We start from the raw sequence: 24976 nt of genomic DNA, 5'->3' as shown, positions 1-24976 counted from the left end.
GATACCACCTTTTTCTGTATTTGAGGGTTGTTATTTTGAATAACTTAAGCCTGGATTTTTCTTCTGATTTCCGCCCGCTGGCCGCAAGAATGCGACCTCGTACCGTTGATGAATATATTGGTCAGCACCACATTCTAGGTGAGGGTAAGCCACTTCGTCGAGCTCTTGAAGCTGGTCATTTGCACTCTATGATTCTGTGGGGACCACCGGGAACAGGAAAAACAACCTTAGCTGAAGTGGCAGCAAACTACGCGAATGCAGAAGTTGAGCGGGTGTCGGCGGTAACATCCGGCGTTAAAGATATTCGCGCTGCGATTGATAAGGCTCGTGACAACAAGATGGCCGGACGCCGAACCATTCTGTTTGTGGACGAGGTGCATCGTTTTAATAAAAGCCAGCAGGATGCTTTTCTACCGCATATTGAAGACGGAACGGTTACTTTTATCGGCGCCACGACAGAAAACCCGTCGTTTGAACTGAATAACGCACTTTTGTCCCGTGCCCGGGTATATAAGCTGAAATCCCTCGAAACAGATGAGATTCTGCAAGTGATTGATCAGGCACTGAACGATAAGAATCGTGGTGTCAGTGATACGAACCTTTGTTTCGTTGACGATGTAAAAGATCGCTTGGCAGATTTGGTATGCGGTGATGCTCGCATGTCCCTGAACTATCTTGAACAGCTGATTGACATGGCAGAAGAGGATTCTCAGGGCGTTAAACAGATCACTTTGCCGCTGTTGGCTGAAGTCGCCGGTGAGAAAATCGCCCGCTTCGATAACAAAGGCGATCTTTGGTATGACATGATTTCTGCGGTCCATAAGTCGATTCGGGGTTCAAGCCCGGATGGAGCACTCTATTGGTTTGCCCGTATGCTTCAGGCTGGTTGTGATCCGCTTTATGTTGCGCGTCGTCTGCTGGCGATTGCTTCTGAGGATATCGGTAATGCCGATCCGCGGGCGATGCAGGTTGCGATTTCTGCTTGGGATTGCTTTACCCGTGTTGGCGCTTACGAAGGTGAGCGAGCAATCGCTCAGGCGATAATTTATCTTGCTTGTGCGCCGAAAAGTAATGCTGTCTATACTGCCTTCAACAAAGCTAAGCAAGATGCGCTCAATCATCCCGATTATGAAGTGCCGAACCATCTTCGTAATGCACCGACCAAATTGATGAAAGAGCTGGGCTATGGTCAGGAATACCGTTATGCCCATGATGAGCCGGGCGCTTACGCTGCCGGTGAATTTTATTTACCACCAGAAATGAAAGGAACTCGTTACTATTTTCCAACAAATCGGGGATTGGAAACTAAAATTGCCGAAAAGTTAGATTATCTTGCTTCTTTAGATGCAAAAAGCGCGTTAAAGCGCTATCAATAATAAGGCTTTTTGGGTATTGTTGAATGATCAGCGTTAGGTTGCCTAACGCCTTCTGAATTAAAAGTTATTTAGCCATCAATCCGGTTAAATAATCTGCATTTTAGAACACAACGAGCACAGGATTAGCATGCTAGATTCTAAATTACTTCGAACTGAGCTGGACGCAACAGCCGAAAAATTAGCGCGCCGTGGTTTCACTCTGGATGTTGAGCAACTACGTTCCCTAGAAGAAAAACGTAAGTCTCTTCAGGTTAAGACTGAAGAACTTCAGGCTCTGCGTAACTCGCGATCGAAGTCCATTGGTCAAGCGAAAGCTAAAGGTGATCACGAAGAAGCTGAACGCATCATGGCTGAAGTTGGTAACCTGGGTTCTGAGCTGGATGAAGCGAAGAAAGGTCTGGCTGATATTCAGGCAGAGCTGGATGCTATCACGCAATCTGTACCAAACGTACCTCATGATTCTGTACCAACCGGTAAAGACGAAGATGAGAATGTAGAAATTTCTCGTTGGGGTGAGCCGAAGGCTTACGACTTCGACGTTAAAGATCACGTTGACTTGGGTGAAATGGGTGACGGTCTGGACTTCGCTAGTGCAGTTAAACTGTCTGGTTCACGTTTCATCGTAATGAAAGGCCAGTTCGCTCGCCTGCACCGTGCAATTGCTCAGTTTATGCTGGACCTTCACACTGAAGAGCACGGCTACACTGAAATGTACGTACCTTACCTGGTAAATGCAGACAGCCTGTTTGGTACAGGTCAGCTGCCTAAGTTTGGTGAAGACCTGTTCCACACTAAGCCAGCTACTGAAGAAGGTATCGGTATGTCGCTGATCCCTACTGCAGAAGTACCGCTGACAAACATGGTTCGTGATACTATCACTGAAGAAGAAGATTTGCCTATTAAGATGACTGCTCACACACCATGTTTCCGTTCTGAAGCCGGTTCTTACGGCCGTGATACTCGCGGTCTGATCCGTATGCACCAGTTCGATAAAGTTGAGCTTGTTCAGATCACTCGTCCTGAAGATTCAATGGACGCGCTTGAAGAGCTGACTGGTCACGCAGAAAAAGTACTTCAGCTGCTTGAGTTGCCATACCGCAAAGTTGTTCTGTGTACTGGCGACATGGGCTTCGGTGCAACTAAGACTTACGACCTTGAAGTTTGGGTTCCTGCTCAGGAAACTTACCGTGAAATTTCTTCATGTTCTAACATGTGGGACTTCCAGGCTCGTCGTATGCAGGCTCGTTTCCGTCGTAAAGGCGAGAAGAAACCTGAACTGCTTCACACACTGAATGGTTCTGGTCTGGCTGTTGGTCGTACTATGGTTGCTATTCTGGAAAACAATCAGGAAGCAGACGGTCGTATCCGCATCCCTGAAGCACTGCGTAAGTACATGAACGGTGCTGAATACATCGGTTAATTGATTGCCGTAAGTTAAGAAAAACCCAGCCTTATGGCTGGGTTTTTTTATGACGCAATCTTGATGGTAAGTCATCACTGTTAGCTATGTAGTAACAGTGATGAGTTTATTTATTTTGTGCGTTGAATATCTTTAGGCTCAAACGTCGCCATGGCATTACCTGATGCGCCTGGCTGATCGGTCAGTACCTGATTTTGTTCAATGGTGTAGTAGTAGTCGACCAGATCGTCATTGTTGGTAAAGGCATCATCCGGAATTACTTTGATGATTTCGTTAACCAATTCACCGACAATCGCTGCACTCAGTACACCACCGTCAACCTGGCTGGCAATAATCTGAGAAGCTGCCTTCACAATTACTTTCGCCAAATCACGGTAGTTAGTGTTGCTGTCGTGCTCCATCAGAACAATGTTTGCAGCACCCCAGCGGTAACGGTCCCAGTAGATCATGATTTGATTCGGGTAATAGTCTTTACCCTGGTAATCAAGGTAAGGCATTTCCACTACATCTAACTTTGGTTCATCACGGCTTGGGCTCACACCACTTACCAGCGCGTAAATTTCAGCTTTACCTGAAATCCACGGTTCGTGGTCATCCTGAAGAGAAATTTTCTTCAGGACAGTCGTTGAGATGAACTCTTTATCATCAACTGTCGTATCTGCAATTTTTAGCTGGTTTGCAAAGCCTGGCATGTTATTTTCTTCAAACGCAGATTGCATAACAGACAGGCCAGCACGCATCGCTTCTTTTTCATTAACACCTACGATGAAAACAGGTTGTTCTGGCAGAACATCGGCACTGCCAAACACAGTCTCACCGTTAATGTCGAACATTTCGATTGTGTCGCCAGCTTCTACAGAATCAGGCTGGTAAGTAAACAGCGGTTTTTCACCATCCTTCAGCTTTGCAATCATTTCTGGATCTGCAAGGCTGATGTTTAGTAGTGAAGAGGTTTCACCGTTGATACCACGTTTGGTTACAGCAGCTTGATCGGCGCTGAAGACCATTGCCTGCAGATCGTTATCATCGCTGTTAGCGACCAGTTCATTCAGCGGCACACTGGTATAGTCTTCAGAGATTTGCTTTGTTAGCTGTGTTTCGAAGTCTTGATAGTTTGTACTCAGCTCCTGTGCAATTTGGCGTTTGCTTTTCGCTTCTGTACTCAGGTTAGCTGGTTGATCCTGATTATCCTGGCAACCGGCAAGTACCGTTCCCAGGATTAACAGAGTCGCCCCTAAGGTGATTCTTCTCATTATGTGTCGTCCTTATATAAAACATATTGCGTCAATTTATATAAGCGACAGGTTTTATAATGATTTTAATTCGTATTCAACTTGATGACTGTATTTTGAACAGATTTGTTGGGAATAGGTGGGAGGTGGACTGAAAGCTCTTCGGCAATGTCCACTAAGACCATGTCGAACAGTAAATAAATAGTATCAGAAAGTTTCAGTGAATATTGGTAAAGTCTTTCTTTATTATTTGTTAAATTATTATCTTGAAGCGGGATCACATCAAATTCTGCCCGCAGCTCATCCAATTGAAGATGTGAAATAGTGCGATGGTTCAAATGGGCGATTTGTTTCATCCGGCGGTTAATAATATTCGCATGAAGTGCCAGCTCTCGCTGGTGGTTGCTGACCCGCTCGGGCCGATAGTTCTCAATGGAGTAGCGAAAACGGCTCAGACTGTCTATTGCATTGAGCACAATTGGCCAGATTTTTTGGTAGTGCTTAAACTGTGGATCTTTTTCGGCACATAGCAGGCTTTGGGTAATGGTATCGTCAATCAGATACATGACATGGCGGATTGTTTTGCCATGACAAACCTGATTACGCCGAAGTGAATAGTGGGGCCATTCATTAAGTAGTACCGTAATTCGCTTCATCAGAATACGATACATTGGTTTATGGGCCATATCAGCCTGACTGAGCAATGTTTTTATCAAACTCTGAATAGCCAGTGATTCATTGAGGGCTTTATCATGGTTCTCTGTGTGAGGATGACTTAGCACCCAATGAGTTTTGCGACGATGGAAACGCAACAGGTGGATGAGCTGTCGAAGTCCGATAACCTGATTGAATTGTTGCTGAAGTCGGGAGTTATTCTGCTTATTGCGATAGAAATAAAAGCCGATACCAGCTGTAATTGCGATTGAAAGCATTAAAAATAGCATAGTTCCCTCCCGCATTGAGTAATGCTGTATCGGGATTTCTGCAATTAGTATGCCCCGAAAGAAACCGAAATCTGACAATATTTATTGTTAATAATCAGTAGGATATGTTTTGGTTGTTTTAGAGTGGGAAAATGTTGGTGCATTCTGGGGCAGGCATGCCTCAATATGGTGCAAAAGGCCCCTTGCGGGGCCTTTATGTCGCTATTCTTCAATCGTTACTTCTGCTACTTCAGTCAAAGTTTGCAGCTTTGGCTTCTTTGTGAAGATGGACTTCCTCATCTTTTTCACCCGCAGTTGGATCCATGAAGCGATCCATATCAAGTGCACCTTCAGACTTAGCAACAATACAAGTTACAGCGCTGTCACCGGTAATATTTACCGCGGTACGAATCATATCAAGCAGGCGGTCAACACCCATGATGATCGCGATACCCTCAACAGGCAGACCAACTTGGTTCAGAACCATTGCCAGCATGATTAAGCCTACACCCGGAACACCGGCAGTACCGATAGATGCCAGAGTTGCTGTCAGGATTACTGCCATGTAATCACCCATCGACAGGTCAATATTGAATGCCTGAGCGATGAAGGCTGTCGCAACACCCTGCATGATGGCAGTACCATCCATGTTGATGGTCGCACCTAGTGGGACAGTAAATGAAGCAACGCGGTTACTTACACCAAGGCGCTTAGTTGCTGTTTCCATGGTAACTGGAATTGTTGCGTTAGAAGACGCTGTGGAGAATGCGAACATGATGGCATCTTCCATTTTCTTTAGGAACGTCTTCGGACTCAGGCCGGTAAATACCTTTAGCATGGTGCTGTAAACTACCAGGCCATGAAGCAACAGGGTACAGGTTAGTACCAAGAAGTAACCCATCAGGTTGTAGATAGCATCCAGGCCGATACCGGTAAACAGTTTCGCCATCAGGCAGAACACACCGTAAGGTGCGATGTGCATCAGCAAAGCAACAAGCTTCATGATGACTTCATTCAGATCGGCAAAGATACCAGCAATGCGCTCACCGGCTTTACCGGCAGCACTGATTGCAACACCGAATAGAATCGCAAAAACGATGATCTGCAGTGTATTGCCTTTCGCCATAGAGTTGATCGGGTTGGTTGGGAACATACCAATGATCACATCACCCAGAGATGGAGCTTCTTTTGCAGCAAAGGTGGTTGCTGCTGAAAGATCTGCACCTGCGCCAGGTTCAAACAAGTTACCCATGGTCAGTGCCAGGGTGATAGCGATTGCTGTTGTAGTCAGATAGAACAACAGAGTTTTCCCTCCAAGGCGACCAAGGGTGCTGATGTCACTCAGCGTACTGGTACCACAAACAAGGGAAACGAAAACGAGCGGTACGACTAGCATTTTCAAGCTAGCAATGAAGATTGCACCACCAACGTCAAACAGGCCATTCACTATGTATTCGTGAACAAATGAAGTCTCTGCAAAAAGGGAGCGAATAGCGAATCCTGTCAATATGCCCAATACCATGCCGAGGATTACTCGGGCCGTTAGGGACATTTTTTTATTTTGTGTTGGCATGAAATAAACACTCCTTATAAATATTCACTCTGTAAATCATTCACCAGAGCGCGGAGCAGGGTAACAGCAGTTTAGGTGTTAAGGCGAAGTAAAATGCCGTATAAAACATAAAGGTATGTTTCAGATCACACTTTTTTCGTCAGAACGGCATCTTATAAACATTAAAATTAACCTGAATTTAACCTTGCGATTGATAATTAACCGTTTTTACCGCGATATTTGGCTCTAAATGCAAAATAGAGCGATCTCTATTCCGATTTATTACCGGTTTCTGATGTAGATAAAAATAGCCGTTAACATCTAAATTTGCCTATAAAATCTTCTTTTAAGTACGGATACAGAGTGATGGTAATGATTTGGTTAATGGAACTGTAGGCACTCAGAGGTTTTGGCTATTTAAAGTCGCTTTTCTATTAAATGCTGTTAAATGCATTTGAATGAATAAAATGTCATGTTTATTCATTGCCTACATTTTAAGACAAGGGAAAATAATGCGGAATAAAAGTAAAAGAAGAGAAAGATAGCGGTGAGGCTTAAGTAAGAAAGGCCAAGTGGTATAAGAGATGAGGAGAAAAAAAAGGAGCCGAAGCCCCTTTTTATACGGAATTGTCGTTGTAATGCCTTAATTACATTACACGCATGCCAGGCTGAGCACCTTCATGTGGTTCCAGAATCCACAGATCTTTACCACCAGGGCCAGCAGCAAGAACCATACCTTCAGACATACCAAACTTCATCTTGCGAGGTTTCAGGTTCGCCACCATTACAGTGTGCTTGCCGATCAGGTCTTCAGGTTTGTAAGCTGACTTAATGCCTGCAAACACTTGGCGAGTTTCACCACCAAGATCCAACTGAAGTTTCAGTAGCTTGTTCGCTTTTGGCACTTCTTCACAAGAAACGATTTTAGCGATACGCAGATCGACCTTAGCAAAATCATCAAACTCGATTTCTTCTGCAATCGGTTCATCAACTAGCGGGCCTGTAGGTTTTGCTGCCTGCTCTGCTGCTGCTTTTTCTGCCGCCGCGTCTTCTTTAGACGTTTCAATCATTGCTTCAACGTGCTTAGGATCGATACGGTTGAACAGAGCCTTGAACTTAGTGATTTCATGACCAGTCAGTGGCTGGGCAATGCCTTCCCAAGTCAGGGTTTCGTTCAGGAAGCCTTCTGTACGCTCAGCAAGCTGAGGCATTACCGGCTTCAGGTAGGTCATTAGAACGCGGAACAGGTTGATACCTACAGAACAAATTTCCTGTAGCTCCTGATCTTTACCTTCTTCTTTAGCAACAACCCAAGGTGCTTTCTCGTCAACGTACTGGTTAGCTTTATCTGCCAGTGCAGTAATTTCACGGATAGCGCGGCTGTATTCGCGGTTTTCGTACAGTTCAGCAATGCGATCTGCGGCTGCTGCGAATTCAGCGTACAGCTCAGGCTCTGCGAAGTTTTCAGCCAGTTTGCCTTCGAAACGCTTGCTGATGAAACCAGCATTACGAGAAGCCAGGTTAACAATCTTATTTACTACATCGCTGTTTACGCGCTGAGTAAAGTCTTCCAGGTTCAGGTCCAGGTCGTCGATACGGTTATTCAGTTTCGCTGCGTAGTAGTAGCGCAGGCACTCAGGGTCCAGGTGCTTCAGGTAAGTACCGGCCTTGATGAAAGTACCTTTAGACTTAGACATTTTCGCACCGTTTACGGTTACGTAGCCGTGTACGAATACGTTGTTTGGCTTACGCAGACCGGCACCGTCCAGCATTGCTGGCCAGAACAGGCTGTGGAAGTAAACGATGTCTTTACCAATGAAGTGGTAAAGTTCGGTTGAGCTGTCTTTGTTCCAGAACTCATCAAAATTCAGGTCATCGCGCTTGTCACACAGGTTCTTGAATGAACCCATGTAGCCGATTGGTGCATCCAGCCATACGTAGAAGTATTTGCCTGTTTCACCTGGGATTTCGAAACCGAAGTAAGGCGCATCACGTGAGATGTCCCACTGCTGAAGACCGGATTCGAACCATTCCTGCATCTTGTTTGCAGTTTCATCCTGAAGGGCACCAGATTTGGTCCACTCTTTCAGCATGCCTTCGAACTGAGGCAGGTCGAAGAAGAAGTGCTCAGAATCTTTCATTACCGGTGTAGCTCCGGAAACTGCTGATTTCGGATCGATTAGATCAGTCGGGCTGTATGTTTCGCCACAGCTGTCACAGTTATCACCGTACTGGTCTTCTGCCTTACACTTCGGACAGGTACCTTTAACGAAACGGTCCGGCAGGAACATTTCTTTTTCAGGGTCGAAAAGCTGAGAAATTGTACGGTTGGTGATGTAGCCTTTTTCTTTCAGCTGAGTGTAGACAAATGATGCCAGCTCGCGGTTCTCATCAGAATGCGTGCTGTGGTAGTTGTCAAAGCTGATATCGAAGCCAGCAAAGTCAGCCTGGTGCTCTTTGCTCACTTCGGCAATCATCTGCTCAGGTTCCATACCCATCTGCTGGGCCTTAAGCATGATTGGAGTACCGTGTGCATCGTCTGCACAGATGAAATGAACTTCGTTGCCGCGAAGGCGCTGATAGCGCACCCAGATATCCGCTTGCACATGCTCAAGCATGTGACCCAAGTGGATAGAACCGTTAGCGTACGGTAGGGCGCAGGTCACCAGAATTTTTCTTGGATTTGCAGCCATAATTACTTTTTCGCTCATGATGGGTAATAAAGATAGTAAGTTCCAGATAGTACCTGAAGGACGCCGTATTTCCTAGCGTCAAGCGGTGATATTAGGCGGTTTCGATGGCTGAAAAACGGTTCCGGCGATTAAGTTTGGTGCCAGTACGTTGTAAGCGGCATAAATCGATGAATAAATAAACGCTTAGCGCTAAAAGTAAAAGGTAAATTTGCGTTATTGCTACGTTATAAATAAGGCAGGGTTAAGTATCAAAAACAGAGTGGAAAGGTGAGGTATTTGTAGCAGCGGTCAATAAGCTTTGGTGGTAGGATGTGCGGGACAAAATTGAATGGAGCGCTAAATACGATGAGTAGTGACTCAATGACCCGTTTTGAAAATGTTGCCGATATTTGCCGTTGGCTTAACCAGTTTGAGCATCCATGGCTTCATCATGAGTGGGCTGATACGCCGCATGTGGTATCGGTATCAGCTGAAGGTGTCGTGACGATCACTTTGCCTTTCGCCGCGCAATCAGTTGCTGAGCTTCTTGAGCAATGGATTATTACTCAGCAGCAGCTCAACCACGTTGCCAAGAATATGGCTTTCAACGTCACCATCCGGGTTGCGCCTCTGGCAACCGGAGAAAAAACACCTGTTAAGGGTGTAAAGAACATTATTGCAGTGAGCTCTGCCAAGGGCGGTGTCGGTAAATCGACCACGGCAGTTAATTTGGCTCTGGGGTTACAGAAGCAGGGCGCAAAGGTCGGTTTGCTCGATGCAGATATTTATGGTCCGTCAGTTCCGCTAATGCTGGGAACTCAGGACGAGAAGCCGCAGTCGCCTAACGGCACAATGATGCTGCCTGTAGAATCATGCGGTTTGTATACAAACTCAGTTGGTTATCTCGTTCCTGCAGAAAATGCGACTATCTGGCGTGGGCCGATGGCGTCGAAGGCGCTGGAGCAGATCATCAGTGAAACATGGTGGCCGGATTTGGATTATCTGGTTATCGATATGCCGCCGGGTACCGGTGATATCCAGTTGACGCTGGCGCAGCAAATTCCGGTTACCGGTGCTGTTGTGATCACTACGCCTCAGGATCTGGCGCTGGCTGATGCCATCAAGGGTATCAATATGTTCCACAAGGTTGAGGTGCCGGTAGTTGGTGTTGTAGAAAACATGAGCTATCACATTTGCAGTAACTGCGGACACCATGAGCCGATTTTCGGTACTGGTGGTGCAGAGCGAATGGCAGCTGAACATTCAGTTCCGCTATTGGCGCAACTTCCTCTTCATATCAAGATCCGTGAAGATATAGATAGTGGTAAACCAACTGTAGCGGCTTCACCGGATTCTGAGCAGGCAGTTGCATACATAGAACTGGCAGGACAAGTCGCCAGCCGATTGTTCTGGCAAGGCGAACCTGTGGCCGAGCAGATTACAATTCGCACAATGTAACCTTTTTACTGAAACAATTGTGCAAACAATCTAGGCAAATGTGCCGGATGCCTCTTTTTTGCTGGCATCCGGCCGCATAAATCTCTATAATCAGGCGGTTTATTTATACCTATTCGAATAGCTATCTGATGCCTGTGAGCGGCACAGATGGTTGTTTAAATATGTGTTTCTACCTCGCTACGTTTGTCTTACAGGTGCTTTCTGATATGTCTGAAAACTCACACCAATGCGTAATTATCGGTATCGCAGGTGCTTCTGCGTCCGGTAAAAGTCTGATTGCCAACACAGTCTATAAAGAGCTAAAAGAAAAAGTCGGTGATCATCAAATCGGTGTTATCACGGAAGATTGTTACTATAACGATCAAAGTCACCTGACCATGGATGAGCGGGTTAAAACTAACTACGACCACCCGAATGCGCTGGACCACGATTTGCTTTGCGATCACCTGCAGCAGCTGGTGGAAGGTAAAGCTGTTGAAGTACCTCAGTACAGCTACAGCGAACATACCCGCATGACTGAAACTTCAACAATGACGCCGAAGAAGGTGATCATTCTTGAAGGTATCCTGCTTCTTACTGATCCTCGTCTTCGTGAACTGATGCACGCAAGTGTGTTCATGGATACTCCTCTGGATATCTGCCTGCTTCGTCGACTTCAGCGTGATGTAGCTGAGCGTGACCGTACTATGGAATCTGTTCTGGAGCAGTACCAGAAGACAGTTCGTCCAATGTTCATGCAGTTCATTGAGCCTTCTAAGCAGTATGCAGATATTATCGTTCCTCGTGGTGGTAAGAACCGAATTGCGATTGACGTGCTGAAAGCACACATTGCACGACTGCTAAAATCGTAACTGTTTATTAAGGCTGACATTGTCAGCCTTAATTTTATCGGTTACTAAGTATCGAATAATGAACAGGCAGCCTTAACGGCTGCCTGTTTTTTTGTTTTAATCAGGCATATAACTCATGGTAGTAGCCATGAAAACGTTGATCGGGGTGGATTCCAGATGATCAATGAATGTTGACGTATAACACGAGGACGCGATGAAAAAGCTTTTATACGCTTTGTTGGCGGTATTACTTGTAGTGGTAGTGGGCATTGGCGCTTTGCTGGCGTTGGTGGATCCTAATCAGTTTAAGCCATTGATTGCTGAACAGGTAAAAAAAGCCACAGGAAGGGAGTTAGTGGTAAGCGGTGATATCAGCTGGCGCTTTTTCCCTAGTATCGGTTTTTCTTTGGGGAAAACTGAATTCAGAAACCCGGAAGGTTTTGCCGAACCAAACATGGTGCAGCTTGAAAGTGCGGAGCTGTCTGTATCTGTGATGCCGCTGTTCTCGCGTCAGCTGGAAATTGGCAATGTTAGCCTCCATGACGGCAGGGTATTTATCCAGACTCGCAAAGATGGCCTATCAAACCTTGATGGTCTTGGGCAACAGACAGAAGTGAAAGCTGAACCTTCTGTGAAAGATGAAGCCCCGGTAGCAGAGCCGTCCACTCAAACTGAGCCAAAAGCAGCTGAAGTCTGGACTATCAGTCTGGCTGGTGTTGAATTGGTGAATGCCAGTGCCGTGATTCGTGATGATAGGGCGGGAACACTGACAAATGTGTCGGCGCTTAACTTTAATCTGAGCCGTTTCGCACCGGGTGAGTGGGCACAAGCAGAGTTCGATATTACTGGCCTGAACGGTGAAATGAATTTCTCGGCTAAAGGTGCTACTGAGCTGTTTATTGTTCCTGAGCTGAACAATGCTGAGCTGAAGAATCTGCAACTGTCAGCCTTGGCAAAAGATAAGGTTAATGATATTTCTTCTGTCACATTGGCCTTGGATAAGCTTAAAACCGGGGATTGGTCGTCGGTTACCTTCAGCGCGAAGGGACAGGTGCCAAATTTAACCTTTGATGCGAAAGGTGAAACCCGCTTTATGCTGAACGAAGCAATGGACGTTGTGAAGCTGCAAGGGTTGGTACTGGATTCTGGGCTGAAAGGTGCGACACTGCCTCGTCCTGAAATGGCGGTGAAGTTAGCAGCAGATGCTGATTATGATGTGAAGCAGGGTATGGCTACCTTGAAGCAGTTCAAAGCAGATATTGATGAGATCAGCGTGAATGGTAACGGTTCATTCAAGAGTGCTGATATTCCGGTAATTCGTTTTGCCGTGAAGAGTGACAATATCGATCTTGATGCCTTCCTTGGTTTGGATAATGCCAAAAAAGAAGAAGAGCAGACTCAGACTGCTTCTGGAAACGGTGGTCAGGCAGGGCAAGCTGGTAGCGCGGGAACGGCTACTCAGGCTGCAAAAGATCAGGAACCAGATCTTTCTGTACTGAAGACGCTTGATGTCGCGGGTACTGTTGAACTGGGTAAACTGAAAGCTGCCAATGCAAAGCTGGCGAATGTCCTGGTTGATATGAAGATCGCCAAAGGTGTGCTGACGCTGAAGCAGCTTGCGGCAAACCTTTATGACGGTAGTGTCAAAGCTCAGGCAACAATTAATGCTAACGGTAAGTTGCCGACCTATAAGGTGAGCAAGCAGATCCGTGGTGTTCAGATCCAGCCATTATTGGTTGATCTGGCCGATAAAGATGTACTGGCGGGTAAAGGTGATATTACTGTTAACGTCACAGGTACAGGCTTGGCAGAAAAGCGCATCCGTGAAAACATTTCTGGTGCGATTGATATTAATTTTGCCGACGGGGCTATCTATGGCGTAAATATTCCAGAGATGATCCGTGAAGCTAAGGCGAAGCTGAAAGGTCATTCAACTGAATATGTTAAGGAAGAGCGCAAAACTGATTTTTCATCCATGACAGCTACGCTGAAGCTAGGTGCTGGTAAAGCATCGACCAATAACCTGGATATTGATTCGCCACTGCTGCGCATTGATGGTAACGGTGAGACAAACCTCGTTAGTGAAGACATTGATTTTACGGTCAGCACTTCTGCTGTTGCGACCAGTAAAGGGCAGGGTGGTAAAGGTGTTGATGAGGTGGCGGACTTAACTGTGCCGATTGATGTGAAAGGTAACTGGAGTGATCCTAAATTTTCACTGAACCTTGCTAAGTTGCTGAAAGAAAACAATGAGCTTGAAAAGAAAGCTCACAAGGAAGTTGAACGCGGCCTTGAGAAGTTGCTGGGCGATAAAGTCAAAGATGATGAAATCAAGAAGGCGGCGGATAAGCTGCTGAAAGGATTGTTTAATTAAGCTGTGTTCGTTCATATCCGGTTTGAATTAGCTCAGATCGGATATGGTATTCAGATAACAGAAAGGCTTGCTACTGTAGCAAGCCTTTTTCTGTATTAGCTGTCTGTCTGATTCCAATCGATGATTAGGCGTTCACTTTTTTCTTTTTATTGGCTTTTTGTGATTCTAAAGTGGCCTGGAAGGCTTTTAGCAGATCAACTGCGGATAGCATACCGACCAGTTTTCCGGTTTTATCCAGTACCGGAGCTGCACCGATATTATGATCCAGAATAGTGCCGACCGCTTTGGTTAGAGTGTCATACGTTCGGACGTGAACAACATCCCTGATCATGACATCACCGATGTGTAAGTCATTCGTAAGGTCGTACTCATGGCCGATGTCCGGCGATTCGTCGACCCAGCGCGGACGCCGCAGTTCGCGGTCACTCACGATTCCGATGAGTTCACCATCTTCATTAGTCACTGGCAAGTGGCGGATAGCCTCATCTCGCATAACAAAGAAAGCTTCACGAAGTCCGGCTTCCGGCTGAATGGTAATGACTTTGCGTGTCATGAATTCAGAAACTTTTTTTGGCATTGCATCTCCCCTTTATCCGAGTGAATTAATGTTGCCTGATTTAAAGTAGCGAATTGTAATTAACTGAACTGCGACCGAACCCGTAGTTTTACTTTTGTTTACTATACTTTTGCGCTGAACTTCTATCATCACTCTTTCGTAATTTGATATGATTTGTCGGAATATGTCGGCAGTTGAATTTGGTTGTCGAAAAGGATGCAGTAAAAGGGTAAAGGAGGTTTTCTTGGATTCAGTGACTCAGGCAGCGTTAGGTGCGGCAGTTGCCGGTGTTGTCGCCGGCAGAAAATGTTCGCCTAAAATCCTTTTGGCTGGGGCTGCTCTAGGAACGCTGCCAGATTTGGATGTGTTAATAAGCTACGGTGATCCGGTTTCAGATATGGTGAAACACCGTGGTTTTAGTCACTCCATGCTCGTTCTGTTGCCTTTTTCACTTTTGTTGGCGGGCTTCTGGCACAAGTGGTGGCCGACTCGTTTCAGTTTTCGACATTTGTGGTTGTTGATTGCTGCCTGCCTGATCACTCATCCGCTGCTTGATGCATTTACGTCATACGGTACACAGCTCTTGTGGCCGTTTTCGGTGAGCGTCGCTGTTTCCAGTATCTTTATTATTGATCCGCTCTACACCCTTCCGTTGTTACTTATGCTTGTTGCTGGTCTTATATGGCACCAGCAGATGGCAAGGTTATGTCGTATTGGATTGGTGATCTCTTCCTGTTATCTGATTTGGTCCGTTGTCGCTCTGAATATTATTGAGGATCGGGTAAGGGAGCAGTTGGACGGAACACCGCTGGCCGGTAGTCCGGTATTTATTACACCGACGCCGATCAATACCGTACTTTGGCGGGTTGTCGTGCTTGATGGTGAAACCTATTGGGAAGGATTAACCTCACTGCTTGATGAACAGCCAGACGTTGATTTTTTAGCGAAAGAGCGTGGTAGCTGGCTATTAGCGGAGAAGTCAGTTTATCTGAATATGCTGGAATCATTCACCCATCATTTTGTTAAATATGAACAGGTTGGAGCTAGTATCAAAGTAACGGACTTGCGCTTAGGCTTAGCTGAGTATCTGCCTTTCCAGTTTGTTCTTGCCAGTCAGAATAGTGAAGGAAGTTGGGCGGTTACTGATCCACAAAGATTAGAAGGGCCGAGAGTCAGTCCGAAACATTTGCCAGCCTTATGGTTAAGACTGTTAGGCAATCAGGATATTGATGCAAACTTATGCCATATAAAAGAGTGCCCTAAGCCAATTCATATTGGTGTTTAATGCTGGCACGAAATACGTGCATGACAAAATGTTGCACAATGTGAATAGTCGGTGAATATATGCGTCAATTCTTGTAGCACATATATCTTTACGGTACGCCGTTTTTAAGGTGGCCTTCACATATCATTGAGTTAGTAAATATTAGCTGAAGCTATTTGATTTCTGTCAATAGCGAAGCAGCATACTGCAGGCAATCTACCCCTAAAGTATTGTGCTCTCATAGTGAGGGCCGCATTTTTCGATATAGGGAGATAACGGGTATGCTGTATTTGGAATTTGTATTCCTCCTTCTCGTGTTGTATGCAGGCAGCCGCTTCGGTGGTATTGGTCTGGGCGTGGTGTCCGGCCTTGGTCTGTTGGTCGAAGTCTTTATTTTCCGCATGCCGCCGACATCGCCGCCAATTACGGTAATGTTGATTATCCTGGCGGTTGTAACTTGTGCATCGATCCTTGAAGCCGCCGGTGGCTTGAAGTACATGCTTCAAGTGGCGGAGCGTATTCTGCGTAGTAATCCTAAGCGTGTAACAATTTTAGGTCCTTTGGTTACCTACACCATGACTTTTATGCTGGGTACTGGCCACGCGGTTTACTCAATCATGCCAATCATCGGTGACGTTGCACTGAAAAACGGTATCCGCCCTGAGCGTCCGATGGCGGCGTCTTCTGTGGCATCTCAGCTGGCAATTACAGGTAGTCCGATTTCAGCTGCAGTTGTTTACTACTTGGCTCAGCTTTCAGGTATTCAGGAAAGTATTCACCTGCTGAGTATTTTGATGGTTACTGTACCATCAACGCTTTGCGGTACTCTGCTGCTTTCTCTGTACAGCATGCGTCGTGGTAAAGAGTTGAAAGATGACCCTGAGTACCAGCGTCGTCTGAAAGATCCTCTGTGGCGCGATCAGATCCTGCATACTACATCAACATCTCTTGATGAGAAGCTGCCAGCTTCAGCCAAGCATGCAGTATTGCTTTTCATCTTGGCGCTGGCTTCAATCGTTGTTGTTGCTATGGTGCCTGAAATCCGCACCATCGGTGACGCTAAGCCAATCAAGATGTCTGTTATTATCCAGATGATGATGCTGGCATTCGGTGGTCTGATTCTTCTGGTTACCCGTACCAATGTACAGAAAGTACCTGAGGGTGTGGTATTTAAATCTGGTATGGTGGCAGCCATTGCGATCTTCGGTATTGCATGGATGAGTGATACTTACTTCCAGTATGCAATGCCTTCATTTAAGTCTGGTATTACTGAAATGGTTCAGGATTACCCATGGACATTCGCACTGGCACTGTTCATTGTGTCTGTAGTGGTTAACAGCCAGGCAGCGACAGCGCGTATGATGCTTCCTGTTGGTATCGCAATGGGTCTGAACCCGGCATTGCTGATTGGTCTGATGCCGGCTACTTATGGTTACTTCTTTATCCCTAACTACCCATCAGATATCGCAACCTGTAACTTTGACGTAACGGGTACAACTAAGATCGGTAAATGGTACTTTAACCACAGCTTCATGGTGCCTGGCCTGATTGGTGTGGTATCAGCCTGTACTATCGGTTATACCATCGCTCAGGTTATTGTATAAATTACCTGTTTTGATGAAAGCTAAATGCCAGTTCGCTTTTGCGAACTGGCATTTTTTTATATCTCACCTATGCCTTCAATTGCATTTGAGATCTTGCTCGTGTCATTGATGAAAAAAAAGTTATATAACTCAAATGAATAGACTACTCTTGTTTATATAATTCGAATGTTTCACTGCATCAGTGAGGTCGCCTGTGAATAAAAAGAATGATTTTAAAAAGCTAAGAGAAAAGATGCATGAAAGAGCACTGGAGAGAGCTTTAAGCTTTTATAAAAGAAAACACCAGAAACTGGCTCGGTCCTAGTGCTGCTATAAATAATATTGCTAAACAAAATTAATTAATATTTAAAAGGGAGCCGAGGTTCCCTTTTATCGTATCTAGGCACAGATTATTTAGTTGCGAGGATGTTTGTTTCAGTAGCTTCAGTCTTCCGGTTGATTCTTATTTGGATCTGTTACTATCTCGTAAGGCCAGTAATGATGGCCTATGCGGATGATTAAGGTTGCTGCAGCCAGGATAAAAGCAGCTAGTGATAACCAAACGACGAAGATTCCATCTAGTTCCTTCATACCTAGGGTGATATAACGGGCAATGGCCATGATCGCAATGTAGATTGGATAGCGAACCGGAATTTTACCGTGGGTAATAAACTGCTGAACCATCGCCAGTACTTCAAGGTAGATAAACATCAACAGGATATCGGTCAGTTTAATTTCTCTGTTCACATAGACATGAACAAACTCGCTGATCATGGCAGCAATGGTCGCAAGGGTGATAGCAACCAGTAAAATAGCTTCCAGAATATGGAACAGCTTTAAAAACCGGTGGCTGAATCCTTTGGGTAAATTTGAAGGCATTGGTATTCCTTAAGCGTAAGGTGATTATGTTTATTATCAATGCCTTTATTATATAAACGAATATTGGAACGGAAAGACAAACTGTCCGCCACTGCTGATAGATGGTGTATTGCTGATACAGGTGATGAAACTTTGTTCGTTGCTGGTGATTTGGTGGTAGAGCTGGATATAGAGGGGAGTATCGTCAGACATAGTTGAGAAGGAGAAAGGAAAGGAGCCAGTCGTCTTCCTTTCCTGATAAATTGTATGAGAGGTAATCGTTGGTTACCAGTCAACGCCTTGTCGGGCTTTGATACCGCTTTCGAAAGCATGTTTCACATTACGAACTTCTGATACAGTATCAGCTATTTCCACCAAGCTGCGGTGAGCTCCTCGCCCTGTAACGATGACAGATTGCATCGCAGGACGATTGGCGATAGCTTCAATCACTTCTTCTAAATCGATATAGCCATAAGTGACCATATAGGTCAGCTCATCAAGTAACACGACATCATAGCGCTCATCAGTCAGCATTCGCTTACATTCAGCCCAGGTTGCCTGAGCGGCGGCTGTATCCGCTGCTTTATTTTGTGTTTCCCAGGTAAAGCCCGTGGCCATAACGGCGAAATCGACGCCATGGGATTCAAGCAGATTTCTTTCGCCGCAATCCCAGGTGCCTTTGATGAACTGGCCTACGCCACATTTTTGTCCGTGTCCGACTGCTCTGGCAATAGTGCCAAAACCTGAAGTTGATTTTCCTTTGCCATTACCTGTGATGATTAGGAACAGGCCTTTTTCATCTTGTGCTGCTTCAACTCGGGCATCGACTTCTTGTTTGATTTTTTGCTGACGTGCTTTATGTCGTTCGTCTTTATTGTTTTGTTCAGTCATGCTGAGCCCTTCATATTATTCACTTTTGGGTACTGGATTTATTGCTTGAGCATAGAGTTAAAGTAATGCCAGTAACGTCATATATCCGGCAATTTCACATATTTGTTGAGCTGCTCCGAGGCAATCACCGGTATAGCCACCAAGCTGTTGGTTAAACCATTTTCCGCACAGAAAACGGGTGAGCAGCAATATTGCTGTCAGCATGCATGCGGATTCTAGTGGCAGTATAAGTAATATAATCAATCCAGTAGCAATTAAAACCCACAAATCGTGCAGACTTTGCTGATTGGCGAGTGGTTTAACCTTACTTTGCTGATCTGCCCGGACATAGGGGTACGAGAAAATCAGGCTGGCTGCGCATATCCGGCTCAGTGTATGTCCGATAATAAAAAACTGTGCTGGTAGCCATACGTCAACTTCCGCTGCTGATGACAGAGCCAGCCACTTAAGGCCTAATGCCATCACCAACGCACACGCTCCGTAAGTGCCAATACGAGAGTCTTTCATGATCGCCAGCTTTTGTTCTGGCTGCCAGCCGCCCCCGAAGCCGTCAAACACATCGGCCAGCCCGTCTTCATGGAAGGCCCCGGTAATCAGCAAGCTGCTTATCATGGCCAGTGCAACAGCAATTGCTGGTGGGAGGACTATGAGCGCAGTAAGGTAAACAGCGGCGCTAATCAAGCCGACAATCAGGCCGACAGCTCCGAAGTAGCGGTTAGCCTGATTTAGCCTTTGTGGGGAGTAAGGGGTATCCGCAGGGATCGGAATTCGGGTAAAGAAAGCCAGGGCAACCAGAAATATTTGCCACTGTGCTTTCAAACCAGCCGCTTCCTCGTGTTGAAGAGACTGTTCTTCGGAATTATTCACAAGGCTGTCGGAACTCAAACGGTGACTCCTGCATCGTCGAAACTTGCCATATTATTGTAAAACTCACAGGCTGCTCGAATGAATGGCAGGGCCAGTGCAGCACCGGTTCCTTCGCCTAACCGCAGGCCTAAATCCAGTAAGGGGGTAGCGTTAAGATACTGTAGCATTCGCTGATGGCCGGATTCTTCGGAACAATGGCAGTAGATGAAGTAATGATTAGCTTCAGGGTGCATAGCCGTTGCCAGCATAGCGGCGGCTGTCGCTATAAATCCGTCAACAAGCACTGTCATTTTCAACTCTGCTGCTTTTAGCATTCCTCCGGTGATTTGAGCTATCTCGAATCCGCCGAGACAGGCAAGGATCTGCATCGGATCATCAAGTCGTTCTCGGTGTAAATCCAAAGCACGGGTGATCAGTGCTTGCTTCCGTTGCATCTGCGTATCATCGATACCTGTTCCGCGTCCGATACATTCGTCGGCAGGAATTTTTAAAATAGCAGCCATAATTGCCGAGGCACTACTGGTATTACCGATCCCCATTTCGCCGAATCCGACCAGGTTACAACCATCTTGATGAAGTTTTTCAACCAGTGCAGCACCATAATTAATACCTCGTAGGGCAGCATCTGGAGACATGGCGGCTTGTTGGCTAAAATCTTCTGTTCCATATCCCAGCCTTTGTTTTATTAGCTGCGGGTGATCTTCCGCTTCAACTTTAGTTCCGGCATCGATGACTTTGAGGGACATGTCACTGGTGCGACAAAAGCAGTTTATGGCTGCGCCACCGGCAAGGAAATTCATCACCATCTGCGTTGTTACTTCACTCGGGGCAATGCTCAGCCCGTGTTTGGCGACCCCATGATCACCGGCAAAAACCAGTAGGTGTGGCTGACTGACAGTGATGGTTTCAGATTGCTGGATCAATGCCAGTTGTGTTGCGATATCTTCCAGTTGGCCGAGAGCTCCGACAGGCTTGGTTTTATTGTCGATTTTGTTCCGGATTTGTTTTTCAGAAGACGTGATGGGTGAAGCAATAGAAAACATGGATGCCACTCTCCCTGTTAATGGCAATGGTGAAGGCTGGTTTTGCCGCTGTATTCGGCTAAGGAATTTTGCGCCACCTAAGCGTCTATGGCAATGGCATCAACTAAAAAAACGGAAATTACATCGTCGGCAGTAATTAGTGTATAGAATCCGCTCTTAATATATGGCACGATATACCGTATATGATAATTACTGTTGCCTGACGAGACCCAATCATGCCATACAAATCATTATTGATATTATTATTCAGCTTTATTGTTAGTGGTTGTTCCAGTCGCTTGCCGACCGAAGATGAGCAGCAAAGTAATCTGGTCGTATATCGTGACAAGATGACTGAAGTTGAATATATCAGTGATGCAACGGGTATGCAGTGGGTATCACCTGCGTTGGAAATCTCCCAATACAGCAAGCTGCTTATCGAGTCGGTAGGACTACATCAAAGTGCTACAGCGGTACGGCAGATCCCGGAACCGGTGCTGAAACGGGTTTCCCAGCGATTAACGAATGTGCTTAAAACTGAGCTTGGTCAGGGTGTTGAATTAGTCGATAGATCCGGTGTGGATACCGCCACGCTGAAGATTATGATTAGCCGCGCCAGTACGGATATGGAAGATTTGCAAATCAACGAAGTACTGCCGTACGGAGTGCTAATTGGTGGCGCGAAGGCGCTTTTAGGCACTAGGGATCGTAATGTGCGTATTTTAGTTGAATCTCAGCTGGTGGACAGCCGAACAGATGAAATTCTGGCAGAGCGGGTTGGGGTGATCCTTGCGAAAGGTATCTTGGAAAATGATAAGGTTGAGCTGGAATATGAGCAGATCAGGGATACAGTTGACCGCTTTACTCAGGATATTGTGCATTTCATTCGTCTGACCGCGTATCAGGCGACGCTAAATGAAACAGAGCAGGGCTAAGCCCTGCTCGTGGGGCGTTTTAATATTTCGGCATCGGATTAGATGCTGTGAAGGATGGCCTCGACGGTATTGTCGTAGTCCATGCCAACCTGTTCCGTTGCCAGAGGGAACACACTTCGCGCCGTCATACCCGGTGCAGTGTTGATTTCAATGGCATAGAAGTGATCATTTTCGTCAGCAATCACATCAATGCGTCCCCATCCGGATGCATTCAGGGCGCGGAATGCTGCCAGAGAAAGCGCCTGGATCCTTTCTTCTTGCTCAAGTGTCAGATTGGCTGGGCAGTGGTAGCGGGTATCTGATGACTTAAACTTCGCCTCGTGACTGAAGAAAGAGTGAGAGTGCTCGATTTCTACAGTTGGTAATACCCTGTCACCAAGAATACTTACCGTAAACTCTCGCCCGGAAACAAAGCTCTCGATCAATACTTTGTCTTCATATTTGAATGCTTCGTCAATAAAGCGCTCTAGTTCTTCAAGGTTGTTTGCACGGTTAATACCGATGCTACAACCTTGAGTTGCCGGTTTTACGACAAGAGGGAATTTGTAACCGTCAAGCAGTGCAGGCAGTGCATCTTTCTGGTAGTTGGACTGGTAGATTTCGAAGAAGCGAGGAGTCGTGATGCCGGAGGCCTGCCAGACTTTTTTGGTCATCGCTTTATCAATACCGACAGCAGATGCACGGTGGTCACTGCCAGTGTAAGGAATATTCAAGAGCTGGAGTGCGGCCTGGATCGTACCGTCTTCTCCGTCACCGCCATGCAGGGCCAGAAAGGCTTTATCAATATTCAGTGCCGGCAGGCTTGTGAAATCAAAGGATTCGTCAACATCAATGTCTATAACATCGTAACCTTTTCGCTTTAAGGCTCCGGAAACTGCAGTACCAGACATTAATGAGATGTTGCGTTCACTTGAAGAACCACCATATAAAACAGCGACTTTTTTTACCACGATGAGGTTCCCTCTTACGTAATATGGAATGTATATTATCTTGTTGAATGCGAATCAGAATGCAATCAGTGGCTAAGCAATAGTATTTCTATTAGCGCTGCGTATATTATCACTAGGAATTGATATGTCTAATAATACCTACAGAGTACTTGTTGTTTGTATGGGCAACATTTGTCGTTCACCGACGGCTGAAGCGGTTGTTCGCGCTAAGGCAACAGACCGTGGTGTTGCACTTGAAATTGATTCTGCGGGGACTATTGGTTATCACCAGGGCGAGCAACCTGATCAGCGCGCCAGAGCCGCAGGTGAAGCAAGAGGGTATAGTTTTTCCGGGATCCGCGCACGCCAGGTGGTCGCAAATGACTTTGAGCGTTTCGATCTTATTCTTGCCGCAGATAAAGCGAATCTGGATGACTTGCAACGTATTTGCCCGCAGCAGTATCAAGATAAACTCGGCCTGTTTCTGGATTATTCAGAAAGCGGAATAGTTGAAATTCCGGACCCTTATTACGGTGGTGTCCGTGGGTTTGAATATGTGCTCGATTTGATTGAAGAAGCGACTGACTGTTTGCTTGAGAAAATCAGCACCAGATAAAAAAACGCCCGCAATTGCGGGCGTTTTTCATAAACAGCAATATTATGCCAGGGTGTCGGTTGCAACCTTGTAGCTAGGGTCTTCCATTAGGTTAACCTCAACTAGGTTACCGGCTTTTTTCAGCAGAGATCGACACTCAGGGCTCAGGTGGCGGATATGCAGGGTCTTGCCCTGATTGCCATAACGGTCTGCGATAGTATCAATTGCTTCGATAGCTGAGTGATCGGCAACGCGAGAGTTTGCAAAATCAATGATGACATCGCTTGGGTCATTTTTCGCATCAAACAGCTCCAGGAAGTGTGACGCTGAACCAAAGAACAAAGGACCATTCACTACATAAACTTTAGAGCCGTTTTCAGTGATATGGCTTGTTGCATAGATACGCTTCGCGTGCTCCCAAGCAAATACCAGTGCAGAGTAAATCACACCCACTACAACAGCGATAGCAAGGTCGGCTGCGACGGTCACACAGGTTACCAGGATGATGGCAAAGAAGTCGTGCTTAGGTACTTTGCGGGCCATCTTGAAGCTCGCCCATTCAAACGTACCGATAACAACCATGAACATAACACCGACAAGGGCTGCCAGCGGGATCATTTCGATCAGGTCTGAACCAAACAGGATAAACAGCAGCAGGCCTACAGCGCCGGTAATTCCTGAAAGACGACCACGACCACCAGAGTTAATGTTGATCATTGACTGGCCGATCATCGCACAGCCACCCATTGCGCCAAATACAGAACATGTCATGTTTGCAATGCCCTGACCAACACATTCACGGTTGCCCTGACCACGAGTACCTGTCATTTCATCAATAACAGTTAGGGTAAGCAGAGACTCAATAAGACCAACTGCTGCCAGGATCAGAGAGTACGGCAGGATGATTTGCAGCGTTTCCATGTTGAAGCCAACTTCAGGCAACGCGAATGTCGGTAGAGAGCCGGCAAGGGTTGCAGTTTCATCGCCACTCATTGTGCGTACGAAGTCTACAACCGTGCGGGAGTCAAGGCCAAGAAGGTGTACCAGTGCTGTTACTGTAATGATGGCAACCAGTGAAGATGGAACAGCCTTAGTCAGCTTAGGCAGGAAGTGGATGATTGCCATTGTTAGCGCCACAAGGCCCAGCATGATGTAAAGCTGCGTACCTTGCATCCACTGTAGAGCACCGGATGCGTCTGGCACTTTGAACTGGCCCAGCTGGGCAAGGAAGATAACGATAGCCAGACCGTTAACAAAACCGATCATAACCGGGTGCGGTACCATACGGATAAATTTACCCAGTTTGAATACCCCTGCCACGATCTGCAAAACACCTGCCAGCATGATTGCTGCAAACAGATATTGAACGCCGTGATCAGCAACAAGGCTTACCATTACGACAGCCATTGCGCCAGTTGCACCTGAGATCATACCAGGGCGGCCACCCAGAACAGCTGTTACCAGGCCTACGATAAAGGCGGCGTATAGACCAACCATTGGATCGACACTTGCAACGAAAGCAAAAGCAACGGCTTCTGGTACCAGTGCCAGGGCAACGGTAAGCCCTGAAAGAACGTCATTTTTGACGCTTTGACGCGAAAATTGAGGGAATTCAAACATTTTCTTTGGTTTTGTTCCG

General features: G+C 46.2%; 20 protein-coding genes. 9 read left to right on the top strand and 11 right to left on the bottom strand.

Going from position 1 to position 24976, the window contains the following annotated elements:
* Positions 1 to 89: 89 nt before the first annotated feature.
* On the top strand, positions 90 to 1376 hold the full coding sequence (locus C942_RS15410) for a replication-associated recombination protein A (protein ID WP_269744766.1): 1287 nt from the start codon (positions 90 to 92) through the stop codon (positions 1374 to 1376).
* Positions 1377 to 1503: 127 nt separating this feature from the next.
* Positions 1504 to 2796, top strand: coding sequence for a serine--tRNA ligase (gene serS / locus C942_RS15405; protein WP_007467249.1), 1293 nt, complete (start codon positions 1504 to 1506; stop codon positions 2794 to 2796).
* 110 nt (positions 2797 to 2906) lie between these two features.
* Here the strand turns inward: serS and C942_RS15400 are convergent, their stop codons facing one another.
* From C942_RS15400 to metG, 4 genes are all read right to left on the bottom strand, one after another.
* A complete protein-coding gene (locus C942_RS15400) occupies positions 2907 to 4049 on the bottom strand; it encodes a DUF3103 family protein (RefSeq protein ID WP_007467246.1) in 1143 nt (380 codons plus the stop codon).
* 65 nt (positions 4050 to 4114) lie between these two features.
* Positions 4115 to 4972, bottom strand: coding sequence for a hypothetical protein (locus tag C942_RS15395; RefSeq protein WP_036800394.1), 858 nt, complete (start codon positions 4970 to 4972; stop codon positions 4115 to 4117).
* A gap of 229 nt (positions 4973 to 5201) precedes the next feature.
* A complete protein-coding gene (locus C942_RS15390; protein ID WP_007467241.1) occupies positions 5202 to 6524 on the bottom strand; it encodes a dicarboxylate/amino acid:cation symporter in 1323 nt (440 codons plus the stop codon).
* A 626-nt stretch (positions 6525 to 7150) separates the two neighbouring features.
* The gene (metG, locus tag C942_RS15385; protein ID WP_036800481.1) at positions 7151 to 9196 is read right to left on the bottom strand and encodes a methionine--tRNA ligase; all 2046 of its coding nucleotides are present in this window, start codon (positions 9194 to 9196) and stop codon (positions 7151 to 7153) included.
* Positions 9197 to 9556: 360 nt separating this feature from the next.
* On the opposite strand from metG, the gene apbC reads away from it, so the two are divergent.
* The 3 genes from apbC to C942_RS15370 all read left to right on the top strand — a co-directional run bounded on the left by apbC (position 9557) and on the right by C942_RS15370 (position 13837).
* Positions 9557 to 10633, top strand: coding sequence for an iron-sulfur cluster carrier protein ApbC (apbC, locus tag C942_RS15380; protein WP_036800391.1), 1077 nt, complete (start codon positions 9557 to 9559; stop codon positions 10631 to 10633).
* Positions 10634 to 10839: 206 nt separating this feature from the next.
* Positions 10840 to 11484 carry a uridine kinase gene (gene udk / locus C942_RS15375; RefSeq protein ID WP_007467235.1) on the top strand — a complete coding sequence of 215 codons (645 nt, stop codon included), beginning with the start codon at positions 10840 to 10842 and terminating at the stop codon, positions 11482 to 11484.
* A 193-nt stretch (positions 11485 to 11677) separates the two neighbouring features.
* Complete coding sequence (locus tag C942_RS15370) at positions 11678 to 13837, top strand: AsmA family protein (RefSeq protein ID WP_007467233.1); 2160 nt, start codon at positions 11678 to 11680, stop codon at positions 13835 to 13837.
* Between the two features lie 124 nt (positions 13838 to 13961).
* On the opposite strand, the gene C942_RS15365 is transcribed toward C942_RS15370, so the two are convergent.
* Complete coding sequence (locus C942_RS15365) at positions 13962 to 14414, bottom strand: CBS domain-containing protein (RefSeq protein WP_007467230.1); 453 nt, start codon at positions 14412 to 14414, stop codon at positions 13962 to 13964.
* A gap of 223 nt (positions 14415 to 14637) precedes the next feature.
* Here C942_RS15365 and C942_RS15360 point away from each other — a divergent pair, with 223 nt between their 5' ends.
* On the top strand, positions 14638 to 15678 hold the full coding sequence (locus C942_RS15360; RefSeq protein ID WP_007467228.1) for a metal-dependent hydrolase: 1041 nt from the start codon (positions 14638 to 14640) through the stop codon (positions 15676 to 15678).
* A 260-nt stretch (positions 15679 to 15938) separates the two neighbouring features.
* Positions 15939 to 17261, top strand: a complete 1323-nt coding sequence (locus C942_RS15355; protein WP_007467226.1) for an anaerobic C4-dicarboxylate transporter — start codon at positions 15939 to 15941, stop codon at positions 17259 to 17261.
* A 423-nt stretch (positions 17262 to 17684) separates the two neighbouring features.
* On the opposite strand, the gene C942_RS15350 is transcribed toward C942_RS15355, so the two are convergent.
* From C942_RS15350 to cobT, 4 genes are all read right to left on the bottom strand, one after another.
* Positions 17685 to 18119, bottom strand: a complete 435-nt coding sequence (locus C942_RS15350; protein WP_007467224.1) for a phosphate-starvation-inducible protein PsiE — start codon at positions 18117 to 18119, stop codon at positions 17685 to 17687.
* A 264-nt stretch (positions 18120 to 18383) separates the two neighbouring features.
* On the bottom strand, positions 18384 to 18989 hold the full coding sequence (cobO, locus tag C942_RS15345) for a cob(I)yrinic acid a,c-diamide adenosyltransferase (protein ID WP_007467220.1): 606 nt from the start codon (positions 18987 to 18989) through the stop codon (positions 18384 to 18386).
* Positions 18990 to 19046: 57 nt separating this feature from the next.
* A complete protein-coding gene (locus C942_RS15340) occupies positions 19047 to 19874 on the bottom strand; it encodes an adenosylcobinamide-GDP ribazoletransferase (RefSeq protein ID WP_007467218.1) in 828 nt (275 codons plus the stop codon).
* Entirely contained in the window at positions 19871 to 20899 is a 1029-nt protein-coding gene (cobT, locus tag C942_RS15335; protein WP_007467216.1) for a nicotinate-nucleotide--dimethylbenzimidazole phosphoribosyltransferase, read from the bottom strand. Before cobT ends, C942_RS15340 begins: the two co-directional genes overlap by 4 nt.
* A 215-nt stretch (positions 20900 to 21114) precedes the next feature.
* On the opposite strand from cobT, the gene C942_RS15330 reads away from it, so the two are divergent.
* On the top strand, positions 21115 to 21813 hold the full coding sequence (locus C942_RS15330) for a DUF3313 domain-containing protein (RefSeq protein WP_007467214.1): 699 nt from the start codon (positions 21115 to 21117) through the stop codon (positions 21811 to 21813).
* 38 nt (positions 21814 to 21851) lie between these two features.
* Here C942_RS15330 and C942_RS15325 read toward each other — a convergent pair whose 3' ends face one another.
* Positions 21852 to 22763, bottom strand: coding sequence for a D-alanine--D-alanine ligase (locus C942_RS15325; RefSeq protein WP_007467212.1), 912 nt, complete (start codon positions 22761 to 22763; stop codon positions 21852 to 21854).
* A 124-nt stretch (positions 22764 to 22887) separates the two neighbouring features.
* On the opposite strand from C942_RS15325, the gene C942_RS15320 reads away from it, so the two are divergent.
* Positions 22888 to 23358, top strand: coding sequence for a low molecular weight protein-tyrosine-phosphatase (locus tag C942_RS15320; protein WP_007467210.1), 471 nt, complete (start codon positions 22888 to 22890; stop codon positions 23356 to 23358).
* A 42-nt stretch (positions 23359 to 23400) separates the two neighbouring features.
* Here C942_RS15320 and C942_RS15315 read toward each other — a convergent pair whose 3' ends face one another.
* A complete protein-coding gene (locus C942_RS15315) occupies positions 23401 to 24957 on the bottom strand; it encodes a SulP family inorganic anion transporter (protein WP_007467208.1) in 1557 nt (518 codons plus the stop codon).
* Positions 24958 to 24976: the final 19 nt, after the last annotated feature.

The organism is Photobacterium marinum, from assembly GCF_000331515.1.
Classification (GTDB): Bacteria; Pseudomonadota; Gammaproteobacteria; order Enterobacterales; family Vibrionaceae; genus Photobacterium; species Photobacterium marinum.
Note: the sequence above shows the minus strand (reverse complement) of the source record. Positions and strands in the feature narration are given on the sequence as shown.

Coding starts and splice junctions, on each gene's coding strand:
- C942_RS15410 (WP_269744766.1), top strand. CDS start 90: ATGCGACCTCGTACCGTTGATGAATATATTGGTCAGCACCACATTCTA.
- serS (WP_007467249.1), top strand. CDS start 1,504: ATGCTAGATTCTAAATTACTTCGAACTGAGCTGGACGCAACAGCCGAA.
- C942_RS15400 (WP_007467246.1), bottom strand. CDS start 4,049: ATGAGAAGAATCACCTTAGGGGCGACTCTGTTAATCCTGGGAACGGTA.
- C942_RS15395 (WP_036800394.1), bottom strand. CDS start 4,972: ATGCTATTTTTAATGCTTTCAATCGCAATTACAGCTGGTATCGGCTTT.
- C942_RS15390 (WP_007467241.1), bottom strand. CDS start 6,524: ATGCCAACACAAAATAAAAAAATGTCCCTAACGGCCCGAGTAATCCTC.
- metG (WP_036800481.1), bottom strand. CDS start 9,196: ATGGCTGCAAATCCAAGAAAAATTCTGGTGACCTGCGCCCTACCGTAC.
- apbC (WP_036800391.1), top strand. CDS start 9,557: ATGACCCGTTTTGAAAATGTTGCCGATATTTGCCGTTGGCTTAACCAG.
- udk (WP_007467235.1), top strand. CDS start 10,840: ATGTCTGAAAACTCACACCAATGCGTAATTATCGGTATCGCAGGTGCT.
- C942_RS15370 (WP_007467233.1), top strand. CDS start 11,678: ATGAAAAAGCTTTTATACGCTTTGTTGGCGGTATTACTTGTAGTGGTA.
- C942_RS15365 (WP_007467230.1), bottom strand. CDS start 14,414: ATGCCAAAAAAAGTTTCTGAATTCATGACACGCAAAGTCATTACCATT.
- C942_RS15355 (WP_007467226.1), top strand. CDS start 15,939: ATGCTGTATTTGGAATTTGTATTCCTCCTTCTCGTGTTGTATGCAGGC.
- C942_RS15350 (WP_007467224.1), bottom strand. CDS start 18,119: ATGCCTTCAAATTTACCCAAAGGATTCAGCCACCGGTTTTTAAAGCTG.
- cobO (WP_007467220.1), bottom strand. CDS start 18,989: ATGACTGAACAAAACAATAAAGACGAACGACATAAAGCACGTCAGCAA.
- cobT (WP_007467216.1), bottom strand. CDS start 20,899: ATGTTTTCTATTGCTTCACCCATCACGTCTTCTGAAAAACAAATCCGG.
- C942_RS15330 (WP_007467214.1), top strand. CDS start 21,115: ATGCCATACAAATCATTATTGATATTATTATTCAGCTTTATTGTTAGT.
- C942_RS15320 (WP_007467210.1), top strand. CDS start 22,888: ATGTCTAATAATACCTACAGAGTACTTGTTGTTTGTATGGGCAACATT.
- C942_RS15315 (WP_007467208.1), bottom strand. CDS start 24,957: ATGTTTGAATTCCCTCAATTTTCGCGTCAAAGCGTCAAAAATGACGTT.